The 18,770-nt window shown below is 56.1% G+C and carries 13 protein-coding genes; 7 read left to right on the top strand and 6 right to left on the bottom strand.

Annotated elements, in window-relative coordinates; translation table 11 throughout:
* Positions 1 to 293: 293 nt before the first annotated feature.
* Entirely contained in the window at positions 294 to 1,403 is a 1,110-nt protein-coding gene (locus tag WCO56_09080) for a hypothetical protein (protein ID MEI7729715.1), read from the top strand.
* Positions 1,404 to 2,528: 1,125 nt separating this feature from the next.
* Here the strand turns inward: WCO56_09080 and WCO56_09075 are convergent.
* Entirely contained in the window at positions 2,529 to 5,564 is a 3,036-nt protein-coding gene (locus WCO56_09075) for an FAD-dependent oxidoreductase (protein MEI7729714.1), read from the bottom strand.
* A gap of 174 nt (positions 5,565 to 5,738) precedes the next feature.
* A complete protein-coding gene (locus WCO56_09070; GenBank protein ID MEI7729713.1) occupies positions 5,739 to 6,716 on the bottom strand; it encodes a D-2-hydroxyacid dehydrogenase in 978 nt (325 codons plus the stop codon).
* Positions 6,717 to 6,887: 171 nt separating this feature from the next.
* On the opposite strand from WCO56_09070, the gene WCO56_09065 reads away from it, so the two are divergent.
* Positions 6,888 to 7,916, top strand: a complete 1,029-nt coding sequence (locus WCO56_09065) for a cysteine synthase family protein (GenBank protein MEI7729712.1) — start codon at positions 6,888 to 6,890, stop codon at positions 7,914 to 7,916.
* Positions 7,917 to 8,306: 390 nt separating this feature from the next.
* Here the strand turns inward: WCO56_09065 and WCO56_09060 are convergent, their stop codons facing one another.
* The gene (locus WCO56_09060; GenBank protein ID MEI7729711.1) at positions 8,307 to 10,943 is read right to left on the bottom strand and encodes a hypothetical protein; all 2,637 of its coding nucleotides are present in this window, start codon (positions 10,941 to 10,943) and stop codon (positions 8,307 to 8,309) included.
* 19 nt (positions 10,944 to 10,962) lie between these two features.
* A complete protein-coding gene (locus WCO56_09055; protein ID MEI7729710.1) occupies positions 10,963 to 11,697 on the bottom strand; it encodes a DUF1080 domain-containing protein in 735 nt (244 codons plus the stop codon).
* Positions 11,698 to 11,837: 140 nt separating this feature from the next.
* Here WCO56_09055 and WCO56_09050 point away from each other — a divergent pair, with 140 nt between their 5' ends.
* A complete protein-coding gene (locus tag WCO56_09050) occupies positions 11,838 to 12,227 on the top strand; it encodes a hypothetical protein (GenBank protein MEI7729709.1) in 390 nt (129 codons plus the stop codon).
* 124 nt (positions 12,228 to 12,351) lie between these two features.
* Positions 12,352 to 13,959 carry a radical SAM protein gene (locus WCO56_09045; protein ID MEI7729708.1) on the top strand — a complete coding sequence of 536 codons (1,608 nt, stop codon included), beginning with the start codon at positions 12,352 to 12,354 and terminating at the stop codon, positions 13,957 to 13,959.
* Between the two features lie 185 nt (positions 13,960 to 14,144).
* On the opposite strand, the gene WCO56_09040 is transcribed toward WCO56_09045, so the two are convergent.
* Both WCO56_09040 and WCO56_09035 read right to left on the bottom strand, forming a co-directional pair.
* Entirely contained in the window at positions 14,145 to 15,191 is a 1,047-nt protein-coding gene (locus WCO56_09040; protein MEI7729707.1) for an electron transfer flavoprotein subunit alpha, read from the bottom strand.
* 18 nt (positions 15,192 to 15,209) lie between these two features.
* A complete protein-coding gene (locus WCO56_09035) occupies positions 15,210 to 16,022 on the bottom strand; it encodes an electron transfer flavoprotein subunit beta (GenBank protein MEI7729706.1) in 813 nt (270 codons plus the stop codon).
* A gap of 31 nt (positions 16,023 to 16,053) precedes the next feature.
* On the opposite strand from WCO56_09035, the gene WCO56_09030 reads away from it, so the two are divergent.
* The 3 genes from WCO56_09030 to WCO56_09020 all read left to right on the top strand — a co-directional run.
* Positions 16,054 to 16,257, top strand: a complete 204-nt coding sequence (locus WCO56_09030; GenBank protein MEI7729705.1) for a UvrB/UvrC motif-containing protein — start codon at positions 16,054 to 16,056, stop codon at positions 16,255 to 16,257.
* 88 nt (positions 16,258 to 16,345) lie between these two features.
* Positions 16,346 to 17,284 carry an SUMF1/EgtB/PvdO family nonheme iron enzyme gene (locus tag WCO56_09025; GenBank protein MEI7729704.1) on the top strand — a complete coding sequence of 313 codons (939 nt, stop codon included), beginning with the start codon at positions 16,346 to 16,348 and terminating at the stop codon, positions 17,282 to 17,284.
* Positions 17,285 to 18,573: 1,289 nt separating this feature from the next.
* Positions 18,574 to 18,770: hypothetical protein (locus tag WCO56_09020; GenBank protein ID MEI7729703.1), on the top strand; the 197-nt coding region annotated here is incomplete at its 3' end.

Here is an 18,770-nt window from a genome sequence, read left to right as displayed (position 1 = left end):
TAATGAATATGTAGTACAGGGCACGGGTGGAACGATGAGCTTGTTCGGACGATTAACGAAAAAGGGATTCCCTACGCGTTGGCCAATTTCAAATTTTCCATTCTTGAGGTCTTCGCCTTCAATGCATCCGACGAAGTCATCCTTGAGAGAGAATCTCATTGGAAGAATGTGATGCTTTCACGGCAGTTCGGATATAATAAGAACTGACTTTACGACACGGCCATGAGCATCTGCACCTGATGTTGCATCCGAAATGAAAACAAAACAATGACCACCATTAAGAGGTTATTACTATGGAATACACAAAAGATGAGAATGAACTAATCACCGTTGTACTCAAAGACACCGCTAATAATGATTACCTGTTTAGGGAACACATTACCTTCGACGACACAACTGGTGCTATCATTGCATTTTTCGACCAGCATTTCCAACTTTTCACCGAAGTGTCGTCAAAGAATTTTATCATCTACGTGAAATCCAAGAGTAACTCTCCCCAATTTTTTACGGTGAAGCTTGTTGTCGGGGAGTGTATTGAAGGTGATGGCGAAGATGAAATACGTGTTCCGTATAGCTTAGATTTTAGTAAGTTAAATCCATTAGAGGACAGCGCCGTTTTTCCAGAGCCGGGTTCACCTGTTTTCGCTATGCGTGTCCAAGATAATGGAAAGATACAATGGGAGTTGGTAGCACCGGATAAGAAACCGGCAACTAGGTCTGTTCGTCAGACCGAGTGCACAGACCGGTCACGATCAGTAGAAAATAAGAAGAAAATTGGTTCTAGTTATCGCTATTACGTGGCCAAAGACCAAAAGACAGAGTGGATTTGTTGTTGTCGGCTTGAAGAGGTTGCCGCATTGCTCAACGCAGGTAAAATTCAAGAGGACTATCTGACTTTACAGACAGGTCATGATTTACAGCCTTTCGAACGGACAGCGAAAGATCCTAAAGCTCAATGGGTGACGGTGTCCCAACTTTTGAAAGTGGCGTATGCAGATAAGCCTTTAGTAACCGTGATTATTAAAGATGTCCCGGACAACAAGATTTTGTTGGCTGAGAGGTATTACTCCGATGCGAGCCCGCAGTCGGTGATATATGGAGTTATGGATTTATACTTTGACATACACTACAAAGAGTTCGCTCAGACACCTCCGAGGGCGTTTAGCGTCTATTTCAAGTCAAGTGAACGCCCTCCAATTGTTGTTGATTTTAGACTTATTGTCGAAAATAAAACAGTTTATAGAGAAGTCATCGGATCAATGTATGCCCCGCACGAGGAACACTTTCCCTATCATTACAATGATGGCCCGCTACGCAATGTGGAGCCTCCGGATGAATTCCCAACCGTCCCAATTGAACAAAACCCGCCTAAGTACGATCCCTCAGCGGTGCTTCCTCCATGACCAACAGGACACATGGTGCAGCGCAGGCTTTTCCGAATTAATATTGGAAGTTCCCGGCACGCAGTGATCCAACATCCATCCCAAACCGTAATACGTTTATGAAAATGCATGAGTTATTCGATAGCATGTTCTTTCCCTATGGGTACGGAATTACGGAATTGGAGCTTGGTACCATGGATGGGTTTATCAAGGCCGCCAGGGAAGTTTTTGTCGTGCCAGTGGGAGAGTGAAAACAGCTAAAAATGGGGAAAGGGACATGGCAAAAAGATTAGCTGGCATAAAAATGGGAAACCGATCATGCAGAAAATAGACCGGCATAAAAATGGGAACCCAATTGCTTTTGCAGAAAACTGTCATAGAACGCAACCGGCGTCTGGAGGATGGCTTTCAGGCCGCAAATGCAGTTCGCGTTTTTCGCATGTTTAGCGGTTTAATTCCCCACCCCCGTTCCAAGTCTTGACTCCAACCTCTCTTTTCTAGCAGTGATTTTTCTGCCCATCTATTTTTCTGCAAAATTTGGAGTTTTCATTCCGCATTCCGCATTGAATTGTATTCCTCTGGGCGGCAACCACCTTTTTGAAATCCCTGCTACGCTCGCTCCCATGAATGACATGAGTATTGTCTGCCTGCTGATCACGCGAACTCGCGCGAATCACTCTCATTTCCCCATGTGTCCCATCGGCACCCGCCCGGTTGCGGTCTTTTGCGGATTCCAACTCCTGACTCCCAGCTTCTATCTTCAGGTCATAATGTTTCTGCCAATTCATCTTTTTGCTATGTTCCGATTCCCGGTTCCCATTCGCGTTTATTGGCGTCAATTCGCGGGCAAAATTGTGCTAAAAAATCTATTTCATCACAATTTTATCACAATTCCGCCTTCGGATTTATCATGGCGTACTAGTTTTGTACTAGTTTTATCCTAGTTTTGGATCCGTGTTATCCGTGGTTAAAAATTCTTCGGACTTATTTTTCTGCCGGTTCATTTTTCTGCAAAAATCCAGTCTTCGGTCTTATCCGTGATGATGGCTTTCAGGCCGCAAATGTATTTCGCGTTTTTCGCATGTTTCGCGGTTTAATCCCCACCCTGTTCCAAGTCTTGACCCGAGTTTATCATAGCTGAATGGTTTATTGTCGTTTTGTACGGTCATCCGCCGTTTGAAGCACGTACTGCGCATAGCGGGCAAAGTGACCCCCAATACCACCGCGGTATTGTTCGAGAATTTTTCGCCCCATGCTCGCCTGATCACCGCAATGGACCAGCATTCCCGCGATCAGGAGTTCCTTGAATGCGGCGTTCAGGCTGGTGTCCGGGAGGGTGGTGGCAAGGTCGCGTTTGACCACCTTGCCTGCTGGCAGTTCAATGGCATTGGTCATGACATGGCCGGTAAATCCCGGTGCGTTCAACAGGCGCGCCAGCGGTTCCGTTGCATTCTTAGGGTGGTCGTAATGTCGCAAGGCCATGGCGATGGCGATATAATGCGATAGTTCGCTATCGGGTTTCAGTAGTTTGAGTTTCGCGACAATGGCCGTCAGGCCTTCCGGTGCGCCACTGAATCCCAGTGCGATAATCTGGCGGTCCAATTCGCTGAAGGTGTTGTCCGATTCACGATGCGAGGTAAGGCCGAAACCCTTATCCCAGCCTTTGGCATTTTCCAAGGATGCAATCAGCGTGGGGGCACCAGTTTTGTCGCCGAGAATTCCGAGGATGATCGCGTAGGTTAACTTCTTCTCTGCGGCGGTTGATGCGTGGTGCGCTTGTTGGAGATGCGGGCGAGATGAATCCGGATGCGCCATGATTACGGCAAGACTGAAAATGAATGGGTCGGTGATCGTCCTGGTTTGTTTAATCTCGCGGCTCATGCCGCTAACATCCGCAACAGCCTTTTCAATGGCCGCCTGGTTCATCGGATAGGAGTCTTTGTTTGTGAGCACCCGCTCGTCCAAGATGCCCTGGGCGACGAGTTGTTGTTGGAGCTTTTTGATGTCTATTGCCCGGGTCTGCCCGCCATTCGCGGACGCCGTCGCCGCCGCCACGCCAGCGGCATACCCTTGATTTTGCAGGTCCGATTGCATCCGAATAAGGGTCATGGCATCGCGCTCCGCACCCGCGCCCAGGCCGGTAACCAGAATTCCGTCCAACCCTTTGGGAAGCAGGCTGCGATAAGGCAGATCCACCTCGTACGCTGGCCCCTTCATGTCTTTGACCAGTAACATGGGCGAGGTTGGGAATGCGGCGGCATCGAAGTTGCTTTTATGATGGCTGATCGTATCGGGGAATGACCGATGATTCAGGATATCCGGAGTGGTGAGCATGTAATCCGCAACGATCCGGCGGCGTTCCCGTGAATCGAGTAACTGCCCCATATCGTAGGGTGCCGCCTTGTCTCTTTGCGTACGGGCCCAGGTCATCAGGTGCCAGATGTCCCAAACACTGGTGTCATCCACCATGGCGTAGCAGGTGTTGTTGCCGTTGTCGCCCAGGTTGCGATGCGGATAGCCAGCCAGTTGGACCGATAACATTCCGCCCGCCGCAACGCCGAATTGAGTTTCCGCCCCGGCGCAATCGGCGATATCCGCGTTGCCGGTGGCATCAATCACGGTTTTGGCACGCACCACCCCGCGACCAAAGGGGGTGACCACAACCACCCCGGTTACCTTACCGTTTTCCAAGAGCGCACCGCAGCCGAAGGAGTTAAACCAAATGTCGGCGTTGGATTTCAATAGTTCGCGGCGAAGCCACTCTGATTTCTGAATAACATTCCAGCCCGCCTTGCGGGCAAGAGACCAGCGTTTTTCACCGCTGGTGGCGGCCTCGATTTCCTTGGTGAAGCCGTTCCGGTTGCCGTACCAGTAAGAACCAATCAAGCCGGCGGTGCCGACCCCACCCAATTCATCCAAGTACTCAATCACCAGGGTCTTGGCACCGCACCTGGCCGCTCCGATTCCGGCAGGTGCCCCGGCTGTCCCACCACCGACCACCACCACATCGTAATCGCCCAGAACCGGCAATACGCGCGTGCCGACCTGGATCACGCCGGTTTTACCCGTCGGCATCATTACATTGCGCGGTTCACCAATGGTTGATGTCGATCCGGTTTGAGCCGGTTCACCCGGCAGTCGTACTTCCGCTGGAATGGTCAATGGCTTGGATTCCAAGGCTGCAGCATTACCTACCAATTCGCCTACCGCCAGGAATGCGAGCGGACGCATCATCCCAGGCCGTGCTTTCGCGCATACGTCGGCGTATTCGCTTAAAACATAGAGTCGGGATGATCCCTTTGGACGAAACACGCCCACCTCACAGCGCGCTGCGCCGGGCCAGTCGCTCTCCACCCTCCGTTCTCCGATCAGCGTGTCGGCAGGAAAGTTCAATGCATATTCCGAACAATCCAGCATGCCCACGCCGGACACCAGATTGCGAAGCGTCTGCTCGGCGTGTGCGAATGAGGCATAACTACTGTCGCTTATGGGGATTTGGGCAGCGTATTCATAGACCGGGTAACCGTTGGTGTTTCGACCACTATTGGGATTTTTGAAGGCGATATCCAGTTTGCGTCCGAGGAGACCGGGTCCCGACTGCAACTCGCCGCCCACCACCGTGAACTGAAATGCTTGCTCACCTGGCGTAAACGGCCGAAATTGCGCGCCGACTTGACGCGCGAGCAGTGCCTGGCGGGTGCCATCAATGACCACTTTGGCCTTGATGGCCTGGCTGCCGCTGCGGTTAACCATGACCACGCCGCTGGCCCGGCCTTGGCCATCCACCAGCAAATCGGTCGCATAACAGCCGGTCAGGTAACGCACCCCACGCTTGAGCAAGGCCTGATCGAGCGCGTTCTTGACCGCGAAGGGCGTGGTCACCCGGCCATCGGGGAACAAACTGCGGGCAAGCTCGGATTCCGGCAGTTCGCCCTCGGCCAGCCATAAATGCTGTTGGCCGCAAAGGTCGTCGCCCAGGTAAGGGCGGGGAGCAATCAGCACAACTTGCGCGCCATGCTGTGCGGCAGCACAGGCGGCGGCTACGGCCGCGCTGGACCCGCCCGCCACCACGATGTCCGTCTCATAAAGCACTGGAATATCGCGGAGGGAAGCGGCTACTGGTTCAGCATAACTCACGCTGAGTATCGCACAGTGAATCAAAGTTAAGAGCAAGTGTTTCATCTATTTTACTGTTAATTCCACCGCCCCTTGCCGGGGGGAGAGTCGGAGGTTTAAGGTCTTTGTCCCCTCATCCCAACGCGCTTCTTGCGCCGCCGAGGCTGGTTCGATTTGCCACTCGGGTTTGCGGGGGCAGGTGAGGGTGATAGTATGGAAGCCAGCGCACACTTCTTGTCTTCACATGACTTGGTCCTTCAAGGGTTCTCCACGGGTGAAGCGCGTGAAGTTGTGGAGAAAATGGCGGACCAGGGTTTTGGTCTCGTCTTTGTGGCCGCCGGCAATGTGCGGGGTGATGTAGCAATGCGGTTCCTGCCAGAGCGGGTGATCTTCCGGTAACGGTTCCGGTTCGGTGACATCCAGCCAAGCCGCTTGGAGACGCCCTGTGTGCAGGGCTTCCCGCAGGGCCTCTTGATCCACCGTCGCGCCGCGCCCGATGTTGTAGAAAACTGCGCCTGGTTTGAGGTGCGCGAATCGTTGGGCATTGAAGAAATGGCGCGTCTCGGCGCTATCCGGGAGGAGGTTGACAATATGGTCGGCTTTGGTGGCGAGCGTATGGGCCAGTTGCTCGGACGTGATAACCGGCACGCCCTCATCGCCTCGCGCCTTCCGGCGGTAGGCGATGACGTTCACGTCGAAGGGGCGCAGCAATTCGACCAGCCGTTTGCCGATCGTGCCGTAACCGAGCACCAGGACCGTGGCACCTTGGAGCGGGATACTGGTGCTGCGCAGGGAATGCCAGGCGGGGGTGCCATTGGCGGTGCGGGTTCTGAGGGCCAGGGGAAGGTTCCGGGCCTGCGCCAGCATGAAGCTCAGCACCTGTGTGGCACAGGCGTCGCTATAGACGCTGGCGCTATTGGTCACCGCAATGTTGCGTTGCGCCATGAGGGCGCGGAACGCGGGCGTGTCATAGCGGGTGATGCTCGATGAGCTGATGTGAATCCATTTCAACGGGCTGGGCTCCGCCAACGCCTGGGGATCCGGCTGGCCAAAGGCGATATCGGCCGTGGCAAGTAGCGGATCGGGCTCCGCCTTGGCGAGGACGGACGTGACGGGCGTTTTCGGAAACACCAATTGGTGTCCGCGAGTGCCCGCTTGCAGCAGCTCCAGGATGTCTGGAGTGATCGCAAAATCTACAAAGATACGGAGTGTGTTCATGCTAATTCCCGTCTGTGCCACTGGTTCAGTTTGTGCCTCAAGCCGGTAAATATTGTGGGTGCAGTATGGCCTCGCCCAGTTTGTTTTACAAAGTTTTTCTGCCGATGCTTCCACGGGTGGAACCACTCGCTCCGTCAAGCCATCGAGCGGGAAAAATTTTAAGTTCGCAGAATGTTTTATCGTCAAGCCTATCAGGACTTGGGTAACCTCGTGCCCGTGAAGACGTATTTATCTGTGCCAACAAGCAACCATATCCTTCCCTCAGTGGTGGATGTCATCGGCGATACCCCCGTCGTGGAACTCGCGCGGTTGACGGGCGGACTCAGTGGGCGCATCCTCGCCAAACTGGATTACCTCAACCCTGGCTTTTCCAAGAAGGACCGCATTGCGCGGCAAATCATTGAAGATGCCGAGTTCTCCGGTGCGTTGCGCCCCGGCCAGACGGTCGTGGAATTAACCAGCGGCAACACCGGCACCGGGCTGGCCATTGTGTGCGGGGTCAAGGGATACCCGTTTGTGGCGGTCATGTCGCGTGGCAACTCCATCGAACGGGCACGAATGATGACGGCTTTGGGCGCCGAAGTGGTGCTGGTGGATCAATTGCCAACGTCCACGCCGGGGCAGGTGTCCGGCGGCGATCTGGAATTGGTGGAACAGGAAACCCGGCGAATCGTGACGGCGCGCAACGCCTTTCGCGCGGATCAATTCAATCTGGCGGGTAATTTCCGCGCGCATTATCTCAACACCGGCCCTGAATTCCTCCGCCAATCGGGTGGCAGGCTGGATGCCTTTTGCGACTTTGCCGGAACCGGCGGCACCTTTGCGGGATGCGCCGCCGCCTTTAAAGAACATAATTCCGCGATCCAATGTTTCGTCGTTGAACCGGCGGGGGCGGCGGTTTTATCCGGTGAACCGGTGGCTTATCCGGGACACAAAATCCAAGGGGGCGGTTACGCGATGAAGTCGTTACCGCTACTCAATGCGAAACACATTGATGGCTACGTGACGGTTACCGACACGGCCGCGATTGAGATGGCCCGCCGCTTGGCGCGGGAGGAGGGTATCTTTGCGGGGTTCTCCTCCGGGGCGAACGTCGTCGCCGCCTGCCAATTACTCGAATCCAGATTCGCCGGACAAACGATCGCGGTCATCATTTGCGATTCCGGCCTGAAGTATCTGAGCACCGACTTGTGGCCATAGGAAGTTACATTCCCTGGTTGGGCATCCTAGAACCCAAAAAAATAGGATTAGCGCCCCAAAGCGGAGTTCCAAACCTCAAATACGGTAGTAAAAAGCGTGATATTTGCACCTCCGAACCCCAAAACTGGGGTAAATAGGGGAAAAGCTGGGGTTCCGGACCCCACGTTCGGAGCTCGGAACCCCAGATACGGTCTTAAAAGGTGTGACATCGGAGCAAAAAGCCTCGATTACGGTAGTAAAAGGTGTGACATCGGAGAAAAAAGCTCCGAATGCGGTAGTAAAAGGTGTGGTATCGGAGCAAAAAGCTTCGATTACGGGCCTAAAAGGTGTGGTATCGGAGCTCCGAACCTCGGTTTCGGAGCAAAAAGAGTCGGTTTTTGGCCCCAAAGCCTATGGTTTGGCCGTTTGTTTGAGCCGATAGAGGCCGACGCCGCCGGCCCACAGTTCTTCGGTGGTGGGGTTAAAGCGCAACACCATGGGTTTGAGGTAGGGCAGGTTGCCGGTGATCTCTTGCCAGGTGGTGCCGCCATCGCTGGTCTTGAAGACGCCGCCTTCCGCATCGCCACTCCACGTTAGGGCTGAATACCACACGGTCTTGGGATCGCGTGGATGGCTTTCGAGGCCCACGATCACGTGATTGCCTTTCAGTTTGGTGAGTTGCTTCCAGGTTTTGCCGTGGTCCGTGCTGCGCCAGAGGTTGGCACCGGGGCAATAGACCGTGCCATCACCGGTAACCAGGAGGTTGAACACCCAGGATTCGCCGTTGAACACGGATTGCCACGTGGCGCCGCCATCCTCGCTGCGATGCACGCCGCCGTTGGCGCCGCAAGCGCCCCAGTAAAGCCGTTTGGAATTGGTCGGGTCCACCGCCAGCCCGAAGAACATCCGGCGGCTGCGGGGTTGGTTGGCCAATTGCTTCCAAGTGTGGCCGCCATCCTCGGATTTGAAGATGCCGCCCCCCGGCTTGCCGTTTTCGGCGTCGCCATCCATGCCCAGGTACAGGATGTTGGGATTCTGCGGGTCCACCGCCAGGGCGCGGGCGTAGCTGCGGCCCCACATGGTGTTGCCCATGGGAATGTAAGTGGGGAGACCCGTCGCGCTGCCTTGAAAGGTTTTGCCGCCGTCTTCACTGAGGATGACGCAATTGGGGTGGGCGGAGTTCCACGGGCTGGCCGTCGCGAGGATGTGTTCCGCGCCGGGGTTGCCAGAGATGGCCAGCCGCCAGTTGTGGCCGCCCAGTGTGTCGGAGTACTTGCGCGGCCAGAGTTCGCGCCATTGCGCGCCGTTATCCGCGCTGGTCAAAGTGCCTTCATCCATGGCGGAGACATAGACGCGCCCGCCGTGGAAGCGAATATCGGTGGCGCAGGTGATGTCCGCGCCGCGAACCCGTTCGGTCCAGGTGCGGCCGCCATCCTCGCTCAGGCAGGGACGCCAGTTGGCGCTGATAAAAAGCTCCTTCGGCTTGGCGGGGTTGATGGATAGATTGGTCGGGCGGCTCAGGCGGACGGTTTTGCTCTTGCCACGATCATCCGGCAGGGTGGGGTTGACGATTTCCTCCACCGCGAGCTGCGAGGAGTTGGTCCAGGTTTTCCGTCCGTCGTTGGAAAAGTAGAAGGAGCCGTTCCAATCCACGGTGCCGATGGCATAGACATCCAACGGATTGGCCGGGCTGACCGCCACTTCGATCACGCTCATGCCTTTGGGCAAACCCTGGTTGCACGGCGTCCAACTCTGGCCCTGATCGGTGGATTTTGAAATGCCATCCGTGAAGAACGCCGCGTAGATGAGGTTCGGATCACTCTCCGCGATCGCGATGCTGGAGGCTTTCTTCGGCGTGGGCAATTCGCGCCAGGTCTTGCCCGCATCCGCGCTGAGCACCAGCCCCGAACTCTCCGTGGCCGCCAGCACCAGCGCCGGTTTTTTGGCCGCCACCGCCACGCTGTAAATGTTGCCGGTGGCCGGCGTGCCGATGCGGATGTTCCCGTAGGTCGCGGCGGGCTTCGTCTTGGCCAAATCGTGTACCGTCCAGAGCGCGGGCGCGGCGGCGCTGGCGGTTTTGCCGTCCGGCGTGCGGGTGAGGGCAAAGAAGACGCTGGCGAAACGCCCCACCGAAATCTCGTTCATCAACGGGCCGACGCAGGCGAAGTCCATGCGGTTCAGCGTGGCCCAATCCGGCGTCGCGGGCCAGGACTTGGCTTGCTCCGGCTGCTTTTTCGCGGCGTCGGCGTCCAGGGTGAAATCCTTGGCCGTCAGGATCACGTCGCGCGGCTGGGTCTCCGCAAACAACTCCCGCAGATTCCGGCTGCGGTACGTCGCGCCCGAGGCGGATTTCAAATTCAGGAACGCATCGCGCGGTGGCCGGCCATCGCCCTGGAAGCGGAAACCGAACCCGGTGCAATCCGCGCTGGTGACCTCCTTGGGGAAGGCCAGCGGCATCCACAGCCCGCCGTGCCAGCCGTCGTTCACCTTGCCGAATTGCACGCACAACCCCCCCAGCGTGGCGGTGCCCGACTGCTTGGCGTACGCGACCTGCCACGTTTGCCCGCCATCCGTGCTTTTATACACCTGCCCGTTCGGGCTGGCGGCATAAACCACCTTGCCATCCGTGGGGTCCACCGCCACGGAGCGAATGCTTTTGCCCTTTTCACCGGTGATCCGCAACTCCTTGCGCCCGGTGTGCGGGAGCAACTGCCAATGCTCCCCGCCATCGGTGCTTTTGCACAGGCCGCTTTCCGTGGCGGCATAGACGGTCTGGGGATTCACGCGATCCACCGCGAGCGAGAAGACGCCATAGTTGGCCACCCCCTGGTTGATCATCCGCCAGGTTTTGCCGTGATCCTCGGTTTTATAGACGCCGTTGACATCGCCGCCCATATAGATCACGCCATCCAAGGCGGGATGATGCACCGCCGCATAATAAAACCCGCCGCCGCCCCAACCGCACGGGGTCCATTCGGGTGCCGCGGCTGCGCTGGCTGCCAGCAACAATCCATTGATGCTGATCCACAGCAACTGCCACAATTTCATAGAATTTGTCTCCGGCTCCTTACTGCAGCGGCTTTACTTTCAGGTTCTTGTACCAGCAAGGATGCCCGTGGTCCTGGAGGCCGATGTAGCCTTCCGGCTTTTGATCCTTGAAGGCCCATTTGAACTTGTTCTTGGTGCCATCGGGATTCTTCCCAGCCTCGGTCCACTTGGCGAAATCGGTGTCAATCACGGTTTCGCCGTTGAGGATGATCCGGAGGGTGGAGCCTTGGGAGATGATTTCGATGTGGTTCCATTCGCCCGCCGGCTTGATGGCGTTCTTGCTGGGCTCCAGGAGGTCATAGACCGCGCCCGCATCGTGCTTGTCCGGCTTCGCCTTGCCGAAGGAATCAAACACCTGAATTTCAACGCCGCGATGGATATCCCCGCCGCCCAAATCGGTGCCGTGGATGAAGATGCCGCTGTTGCACTTGGCCTCAAATCGGAAATCACACATGAAATGAAAATTCGTGAACATCCGGTCAAAGTGCGACACGTACACGCCCTGCTTGGAGGTATTGATGCAGCCCTCCTGCGCCTGGCCTTCAGGCATGGGCTTATCCTTGCATTTCCATTGTGCCACGCTCTTTCCGTCGAATAATAACACCCAGCCATCTTGTTTCTCCTGCGCGGTCAGTTCGTTATCCGCCGCATGGGTCACGCCGGGAACCGCGAAGACCAAGCTCGCCATTGCACCGAAAAATAACTTGGCCACGTCCGGCCAAACGGAAGTTTTGCTGTGCGTATGATTCATCATGACGCTCACGCTATGGACCGCCTTGGGTGCGGTCAAGTAAAAACGATTCCTAGTAAAAACGATTCTAGGCACCCTGATCGCCCCCACATATTGTGCATCTTAATGCTTGACGGCAGGCTATATTGTGGTTGCATCACCTCATGAAAATGAAATTGATGATTTTAACGATGGTTTGTTGTGCAACGGTGATTTTCACCGGATGTATTAATACAGTGGATGGCCGAGTTCGGGCGGGGGTGCCCATGAAGAAGGATACCATCCTTGGAAATTACCCGCGCACGGTGCCACAGGTGTTCGAAGCGGCGAAAGTGGTATTGGCTCGGATGGGGACGCTGAACGCGGAAAACACGATTAACAAGTCGCTTTCTGCCAGCGTGGATCTTCACGGCGTGTTTGTGAAGGTCACCGCGGAAGAGGGTAATACCTCGACCGTGGCGGTTCAGGTTCGCAATCGTTATGGCGGCGCAAACATTGACATGGCGGCGCAAATTGAAAAAGAAATCGCCTTGGAATTGATCACCCCGCGCTGATTAGATGGTGCGATGTAGATTTACAACCCTCTTGCTTGGCAAAAAAGGCGGGAAGGGGGGAGTTTTGTTTTTTTCAAGTTTATTATGTTGCTCTTTCTGAGAATTCTGCTAACGATATAAGGACATGCGGCTATTATTAACATCAGTATTCGGGCCATACGGCGTTGACGACGAGTTCGGGCGTAAAGAGAACAAGATGGAGTTATTCCATAATCAGATTACGCGCGAGCAAGGCATCTTCTCATACCGTTTTAACCATCACAGCTTTGGACTGCAGTTTTTGGCACAAAACCTGTCCTTTCCCAGCGTAGTTTTGGACTTTCCCTCGCGCGACCGTTTTATTGAGGAAATCAAAAAAGGCTACGAATACGTAGGGATCAGCTTCATTGTTCCTAATTTGATCAAAGTCCAGGAGATGGCCAAACTGGTGCGGAAATACGCGCCGAAAAGCAAAATCATTTTGGGTGGCCATGGGACGAACATTCCCAACCTGGAATCCCGGGTGGAGCATGATCATATCTGTCGCGGCGAAGGCGTGGCGTTTTTGCGCCAGCTTTTTGGCGAGGATATGAATCGCCCCATTACCCATCCGTTGGCGCACAGTTCGGTGCATCGGCAGGTCATGGGCGTGCCGTTACCGCAGACTTCCGGGGTTCTGATTCCTGGCGTGGGTTGTGCCAATAAGTGCCGGTTCTGCGCCACCTCACATTTCTTTGGAGCCTATACTCCCTATTTAAACACGGGGGCCGACGTCTTCAAGGTGTGCAGTGACTACGAAGAGAAGATGGGCGTCACTGATTTTGGCGTGCTGGATGAGAATTTCATGAAGCTGCCGGAGCGCGCGAAAGAGTTGATTGCACTGATGGAGAAAAATGACAAATATTTCACGTTTGGCATTTTCAGTTCGGCGGAGACGTTGATGCAACTGGGGGATCTGGATTTGTTGGTCCGCATGGGGGTGACCTTTATCTGGATTGGCGTTGAATCCAAAAAAGAGGTGTACGAGAAGAATAAGGGCGTGGATTTCCACAAATTGGTGATGGACCTGCGCCGGCGCGGCATCAGTGTATTGACCTCTGCGATTTTATTTTCGGAGCATCACGACCATAATACCATTTGGGAAGACGTTGATTTCGCCATTTCCTTGCAGCCGGATTATCTGCAATTCATGCAGTTGGGTCCCATTCCGGGCACCTCGTTATACAAGGACTACGTGCAAAAGGGCATGATCATGGATGACGTGCCTTACGAGGAACAGCACGGCCAGGACATGATTTGGTTCCGGCATCCGCATTTCACCCGCGAAGAGAGCCGGGATTTCATCCGTCGCGCGTTTGAGCGCGATTACGAGGTGAATGGCGCTTCCTTCATCCGCTCCATGCGCACGATTTTGTGGGGGTACCAATATACCTCGAGTCACGCCGATCCACGCGTCCGCCGTCGCGCGGCGAATTTTCATAAGCTCGCGGAGCAAATGCGGCACTTCCTGCTGGCGGCCCGGCTTTTCAGCGTTAATAAGAAAACCGCTGAACTGGTGCGCGAAGTCAAAGCGGAGTTTACCAAGCTGTTCGGCTGGTTCGATCCGTTGGCGTTCGGGGTGCTGGCGTATGCCTGCAAGGAACAGTTGCGCCTCAAGACCAAGGGCGAAGCGCGGCAACCCGAGCACATGTACCTTCAATTCCCCAAAAATGTCTCGGTGAATCTTGCGTGTCCTTGTCCCACTGCGGGCTGACGTTCGCGGGCGCAAGTCATCCACATTATCACTTCTGCAAGGCGGTTTACACCGCCTTGTTTTTTTATCTGCATCCTTCTGGAAACTTCAGCCGTTCCGGATTTCTTGGTGTGGTAAAGAAAAGGCCACCGGGTGATGACTCACCCGATGGCCATGATGGATAATCCATGCCGGCGGAGAACCGATCAGTCTGATGCCGGTTTGGTGGCCAGCATTTCGTTCACTTTTTTCATTACCGCAAATGCGTCGGTGACATACAACACGTCCGCTTTACCGCGTGCCCAGCCGCAATTCGCATCCAGGTTGATGGCGCGGCGTTCGTTGATGAAACGCCAGCCGACGGTGTGCGGTTCTTCACCGTGGCAGCAGGTGGCCAGCCCTTTGGCGTGGCGCGGGGTGGAACCGGTCTGCCCGATCTGGTTCAGGTGCGTCAAGAAGGAGAGCACTTGTTGGCCTTCACCGCTAAGGTCCACCAACGATTTGCTGCTGCCGAGCGAGGCGCGGGTAAGCTTCAGAAAACCCAGGATGTGGGTTTCGGCATCTTTCACGTGCGGCTGGCCGTCGGCCTGTTTTTTGGTCCAGCCCGCTCCGGTTACGAAGAGTAATTCCGCATCCGGTCGAATGGTCTGTTCGTCAGCGGGCGGCGCTTGTATCCCGGTAACTTGGGTGCGCTTGCAGGCATCCGGCAGGGCCACGGCCACGGGTTGGATGCTCACCGCGCTGCCATCGCTCTTGAAGGCCGGGTAACAACCAGCGTCCAGTACAATGAACCAAGGGCGTTGGGCGCGTTGCAACAAGGCTTCCATGCGTTGACGGTAGTACCAGCGGGTGACCGTGATTTTCCCGTCGCTCACGCCGACTTGGGTCACATGCGTTTCCGCGCGGCCTTTCAGACGACTCGCGGTACCTGGCAACACGCGCGCCCAGCGCGAGGTGCCTACCGCGACGACGATGGTTGGCTGAACGGTCTGGCAAAGGGTTTCCACTGCCGCCGCGTCACTGGCATAACGGGACTGTTCAAAATCCGCTCCCGCCACACCCAATATCTGGGCGGCACCCAGTCCGCCGAGTTGCGCGGCGGCGGGTTGCACATTGCCGCCGACCACGCCGACGGACAGGCTGCTGCCTGGCAGACTGCTGACGAGGTTATTGGCGGCGGTCAGGGATTCCAGCGCGGCCTTGCCCAGCGAACCATCGGTTTCCGTGTGTATTAAAACGAGAATCTTTTCCATAGTAGGGTTGGTTAAAAGTTATGGTTGGCTGATCCAGGTTACGATTTCCTGTGCCACTTGGTCCGGGTTCAAATCCTTGACCACTTTGGTGTCGCGTTGTTGTTTGGGCAGAGAGACGCTGGCGTAGGTGACGCCCTCGGCGGCTACTTTGACCACTTTGGCGCGTTGCAACGCCGGCATCACGGTGCGCATATTGGTCATGCCCACCTGCGGGTTATTGCGCGGCTCGGGCAGGTTTCCGGTGGCCCAACCCAAAAGGGCAGGGGGGGCGGCGCAGACGGACACTTGATGTTTGCCGCCTTCGATGCGTTCCAAAATCTTCAGCGACCCATCCGCATTTACGGTTAGTTGATCCACGCCTTGGAATTGATCGACAATCCCCAAGCGCTCGCCGATGATCTGCATGGTGACGCCCGCGCCGCGCGAGGCCGATTCCCAACCGCCGAAGACCAGCAGTTTGGCTTTGTCCAGGCCGGGAATGGCTTGGATGGCGTCTGCCAGGGCATTGGCGGTTTCGGTGGCGTCGGTAAACCCGCTGGCCGAGCCGTCCAGGGCAACCAGTTCAAACGGCACCTTTTGGGCGACACTCATCATGACCTGTTGCAGTTTGGCTTTGGGCCCAAGACTAGCCAGGTACACCTTGCTGCCCGGCATTTTGGACGCCAGATTGGCGGCCTCATACAGCGCGTGGCTGGCCCAAGGGTCCAGCACGGCTGGCAGCATCATTTCATTTTTCAGGGCCGGACCAGCAGGGCTGGTCACCGGCTCCAAGGTTTGCAACGGGTCGGGAACCAGGCTCCCGCACACCACAATCTGATACGAAATACTCATAGTCTTAATTAAAACGGCAAGAAAAGAAGGCATGAAAACCGGAATGAATGCAAGCCCGCTTTTTTTATGCCAAGGGACCAACCAACAAATCCGCCGCCCCATCTCCGAGGTGCAGCGCCTGGAAATCGCGATGAAAGAGGTGGTCGCCCGGCAAGCCTTCGAGCAGGCCGCGATTCTGCGTGATCAACTCCGGGCCTTGCGAACCAAACCGGAGGATTCATCCCCAAAATCCTGAGTTATCCGTTTCCCCAATGTCCGGGTGAACGTCTCCAAGGTCGCGGTTATGTTTGACTCTCAAGGCATCCTTTCTTACTCTCCCTGCCATGGCAAGTCCAACCAGCAGCGTGCAATGGGTTCCCGGCCAACCAGTCGGCGCGGGGCGTTTTGTATTGGGGCAACTGCTGATTCTTCTATTGATACTCATCAGCGGCTGCGTCGTTGGCAAGCAGGGGCCGAACCAGCTCGCTGGAAAGCAAACGGGGACCAATAAAGCCGTGCCGCAACTGGGCGAGCGCTGGACGAATAGTCTGGGGATGTCCTTTGCACCGGTGCCGGGGACGAAGGTGTTGTTTGGCATCTGGGATGTGCGGGTGAAGGACTATGCCGCGTATGCAGCCTCCGTTCCGGGGGTGGATGCTTCGTGGAAGAAGGTAGAATATGAGGGCGTGCCAGTGAGCGATGGGCCGGAGCATCCGGTGACGATGGTAAGTTGGGAGGATGCCAAGGCGTTCTGTGCGTGGCTGACCAAGAAGGAACAAGGCGAAGGGAAATTGGCCGCCGGGCAGGAATACCGGCTGCCGACGGATGCGGAGTGGAGCTATGCGGTGGGGATTGGGGATAAAGAAGGAAACGGAACTCCAAAGGATAAGAAAAACGGACAACTTGATGATGTCTATCCATGGGGCAACCAATGGCCGCCGCCGAAGGGGGCGGGGAACTACGTGGATATGACGAGCCGCCAGAAGTTCGGTGAGAAACGGACCTTTATTGAGGGGTATGATGACGGGTACGCGACGACGTCGCCAGTGGGCAGCTTTAAGGCGAATTCGTTTGGTTTATATGATATGGGCGGGAATGTGTGGCAGTGGTGCGAGGATTTCTATGATGGCCAAAGTGGCTCTCGGGTGTTGCGCGGGGCGTTGTGGTACGGCGCTGATCCCGACGATCTGCGATCCTCGTTCCGTAACCTCAACACGCCTGTTAATCGGATCAACTTTTTCGGTTTTCGGGTGGTGGTGGTGGCGGCGGGGTCTGTGCGTTAGGTGATGTTTTTTATGCTTTGTTCTTTGATTCTTTTACCCTTTGGTTTTATTCCGCCCCGCTTGCGGGGCGGGCGATTTTTTTAAAATGATGAATTTCAGCCGGGCCGCCCGTGGGGGTGGCAATGCTGAAGGTGGTCGGGTTGGCAGACCTCTCGGGTGTTGCGCGGGGCCAATAAATTCGGAATTCGGAATTCGGAATGCGGATTGCGGAATGGCGGTTTGGCGTCGCGGCAGTTTCATCCTGAAGCAGGGCAGGGACGCTCTGGCACCCCAGCCGGGGTGCGGCCCCATTTTCCCGCGTTTCCGGTGGTCGCGCCCCGTGCCCCTCGCGACCGACCGTACAAGCTGTCAATCCTTTCGGATTGAGGGAATCCCATCCAGCGGTGGGTTGGAGTCTGGTGACGCAATCCTGTTCAGGATTGGCGAGCTGACCAGGGTTTATCCCGTAGGGATAACGTCATGGGAGGCCAGGGTTGGTTGCGGGGGCAGGGGGCGCAACCTACCCTTAAACGCTCCGAATTTGCGCGCCAACCCGGAAAGGGTTGCGTCCGGCCTTGGATGCGTCGGCCCGCCAATTTCCCGCCGTCCCCAATTGCCGCAACCGCCTACGGGGTTGTTTGGTCACGGTGGACGGGGTTCCCATGGTAGGCGCAGCCCCGTTTACCCTTGCCGCGCCAACCATGGGCTCCGGTGACGCAATCCTTTCAGGATTGGCGGGTGCGTCGTCCATGCTGCGGTTTTCCGGTGGTCGCGCCCCGTGCCCCTCGCGACCGACCGGCTACAAGCTTTCAATCCTTTCGGATTGAGGGAATCCCATCCAGCGGTCGCTTGGGCGGCTGCACCTATATATATATAGGTAGCCGCTGGTCGCGCCACTGCGGATTAGGTAGCCGCGGACGTGAGTCCGCGCTGATCGGATCGGGAAGCGACGTTGCGAGGGAGACCGCCGGTTGAGCCAAAGGCCGACATGTGCGCCGACTGACGGTGTCGGTTGCGATGCATAAAATTTTCACGCATCTTGCGTGAAAATCACACACTGTCGCAACGTCCGACACGCCGTTTTTACCTGCGCTGGCTGCCGTCATGCGTAGTATCCAACCGCCCGCGACCCGCTGGGAATTGGCACGGAGTTTGCTTCATTCTAATTTATATACACCCTGAAAACCATCATGGACAATTGCACCCATCGTGTCTGCAATGATGAATAAGTAAACCAGATGAAAAGACTTGGTAACCATTAGAAATGGATGAAACGCCGGACGGGAACCAAACCAACAATATACAACCGTATGCAACTGCCCAACCCCGCTGCTGCCGTATTTGCCGCCACCCGGAAACCCCGGAAGCGCGCCGGGGATTTCTCCCGTCGCGGCCAAATGCCTCGCGGTGGGTGCTTGGCGGCAAATCCAGCATGCTTGGAAACGTTTTCGGACGCCAAGAAATCGTTCCCAGCAGCCAAGGAATCGTTTTCGGACGCCCGGAAACC

The sequence above is a fragment of the Verrucomicrobiota bacterium genome, from assembly GCA_037139415.1.
GTDB lineage: Bacteria > Verrucomicrobiota > Verrucomicrobiia > Limisphaerales > Fontisphaeraceae > JBAXGN01.
This window is presented reverse-complemented; position numbering and strand designations above follow the sequence as displayed.

Bases quoted from the DNA above. Each gene is read 5' to 3' on its own strand.
- WCO56_09080 (MEI7729715.1), top strand. From the start codon at position 294: ATGGAATACACAAAAGATGAGAATGAACTAATCACCGTTGTACTCAAA.
- WCO56_09075 (MEI7729714.1), bottom strand. From the start codon at position 5,564: ATGAAACACTTGCTCTTAACTTTGATTCACTGTGCGATACTCAGCGTG.
- WCO56_09070 (MEI7729713.1), bottom strand. From the start codon at position 6,716: ATGAACACACTCCGTATCTTTGTAGATTTTGCGATCACTCCAGACATC.
- WCO56_09065 (MEI7729712.1), top strand. From the start codon at position 6,888: ATGTTTTATCGTCAAGCCTATCAGGACTTGGGTAACCTCGTGCCCGTG.
- WCO56_09060 (MEI7729711.1), bottom strand. From the start codon at position 10,943: ATGAAATTGTGGCAGTTGCTGTGGATCAGCATCAATGGATTGTTGCTG.
- WCO56_09055 (MEI7729710.1), bottom strand. From the start codon at position 11,697: ATGATGAATCATACGCACAGCAAAACTTCCGTTTGGCCGGACGTGGCC.
- WCO56_09050 (MEI7729709.1), top strand. From the start codon at position 11,838: ATGAAAATGAAATTGATGATTTTAACGATGGTTTGTTGTGCAACGGTG.
- WCO56_09045 (MEI7729708.1), top strand. From the start codon at position 12,352: ATGCGGCTATTATTAACATCAGTATTCGGGCCATACGGCGTTGACGAC.
- WCO56_09040 (MEI7729707.1), bottom strand. From the start codon at position 15,191: ATGGAAAAGATTCTCGTTTTAATACACACGGAAACCGATGGTTCGCTG.
- WCO56_09035 (MEI7729706.1), bottom strand. From the start codon at position 16,022: ATGAGTATTTCGTATCAGATTGTGGTGTGCGGGAGCCTGGTTCCCGAC.
- WCO56_09030 (MEI7729705.1), top strand. From the start codon at position 16,054: ATGAAAACCGGAATGAATGCAAGCCCGCTTTTTTTATGCCAAGGGACC.
- WCO56_09025 (MEI7729704.1), top strand. From the start codon at position 16,346: ATGGCAAGTCCAACCAGCAGCGTGCAATGGGTTCCCGGCCAACCAGTC.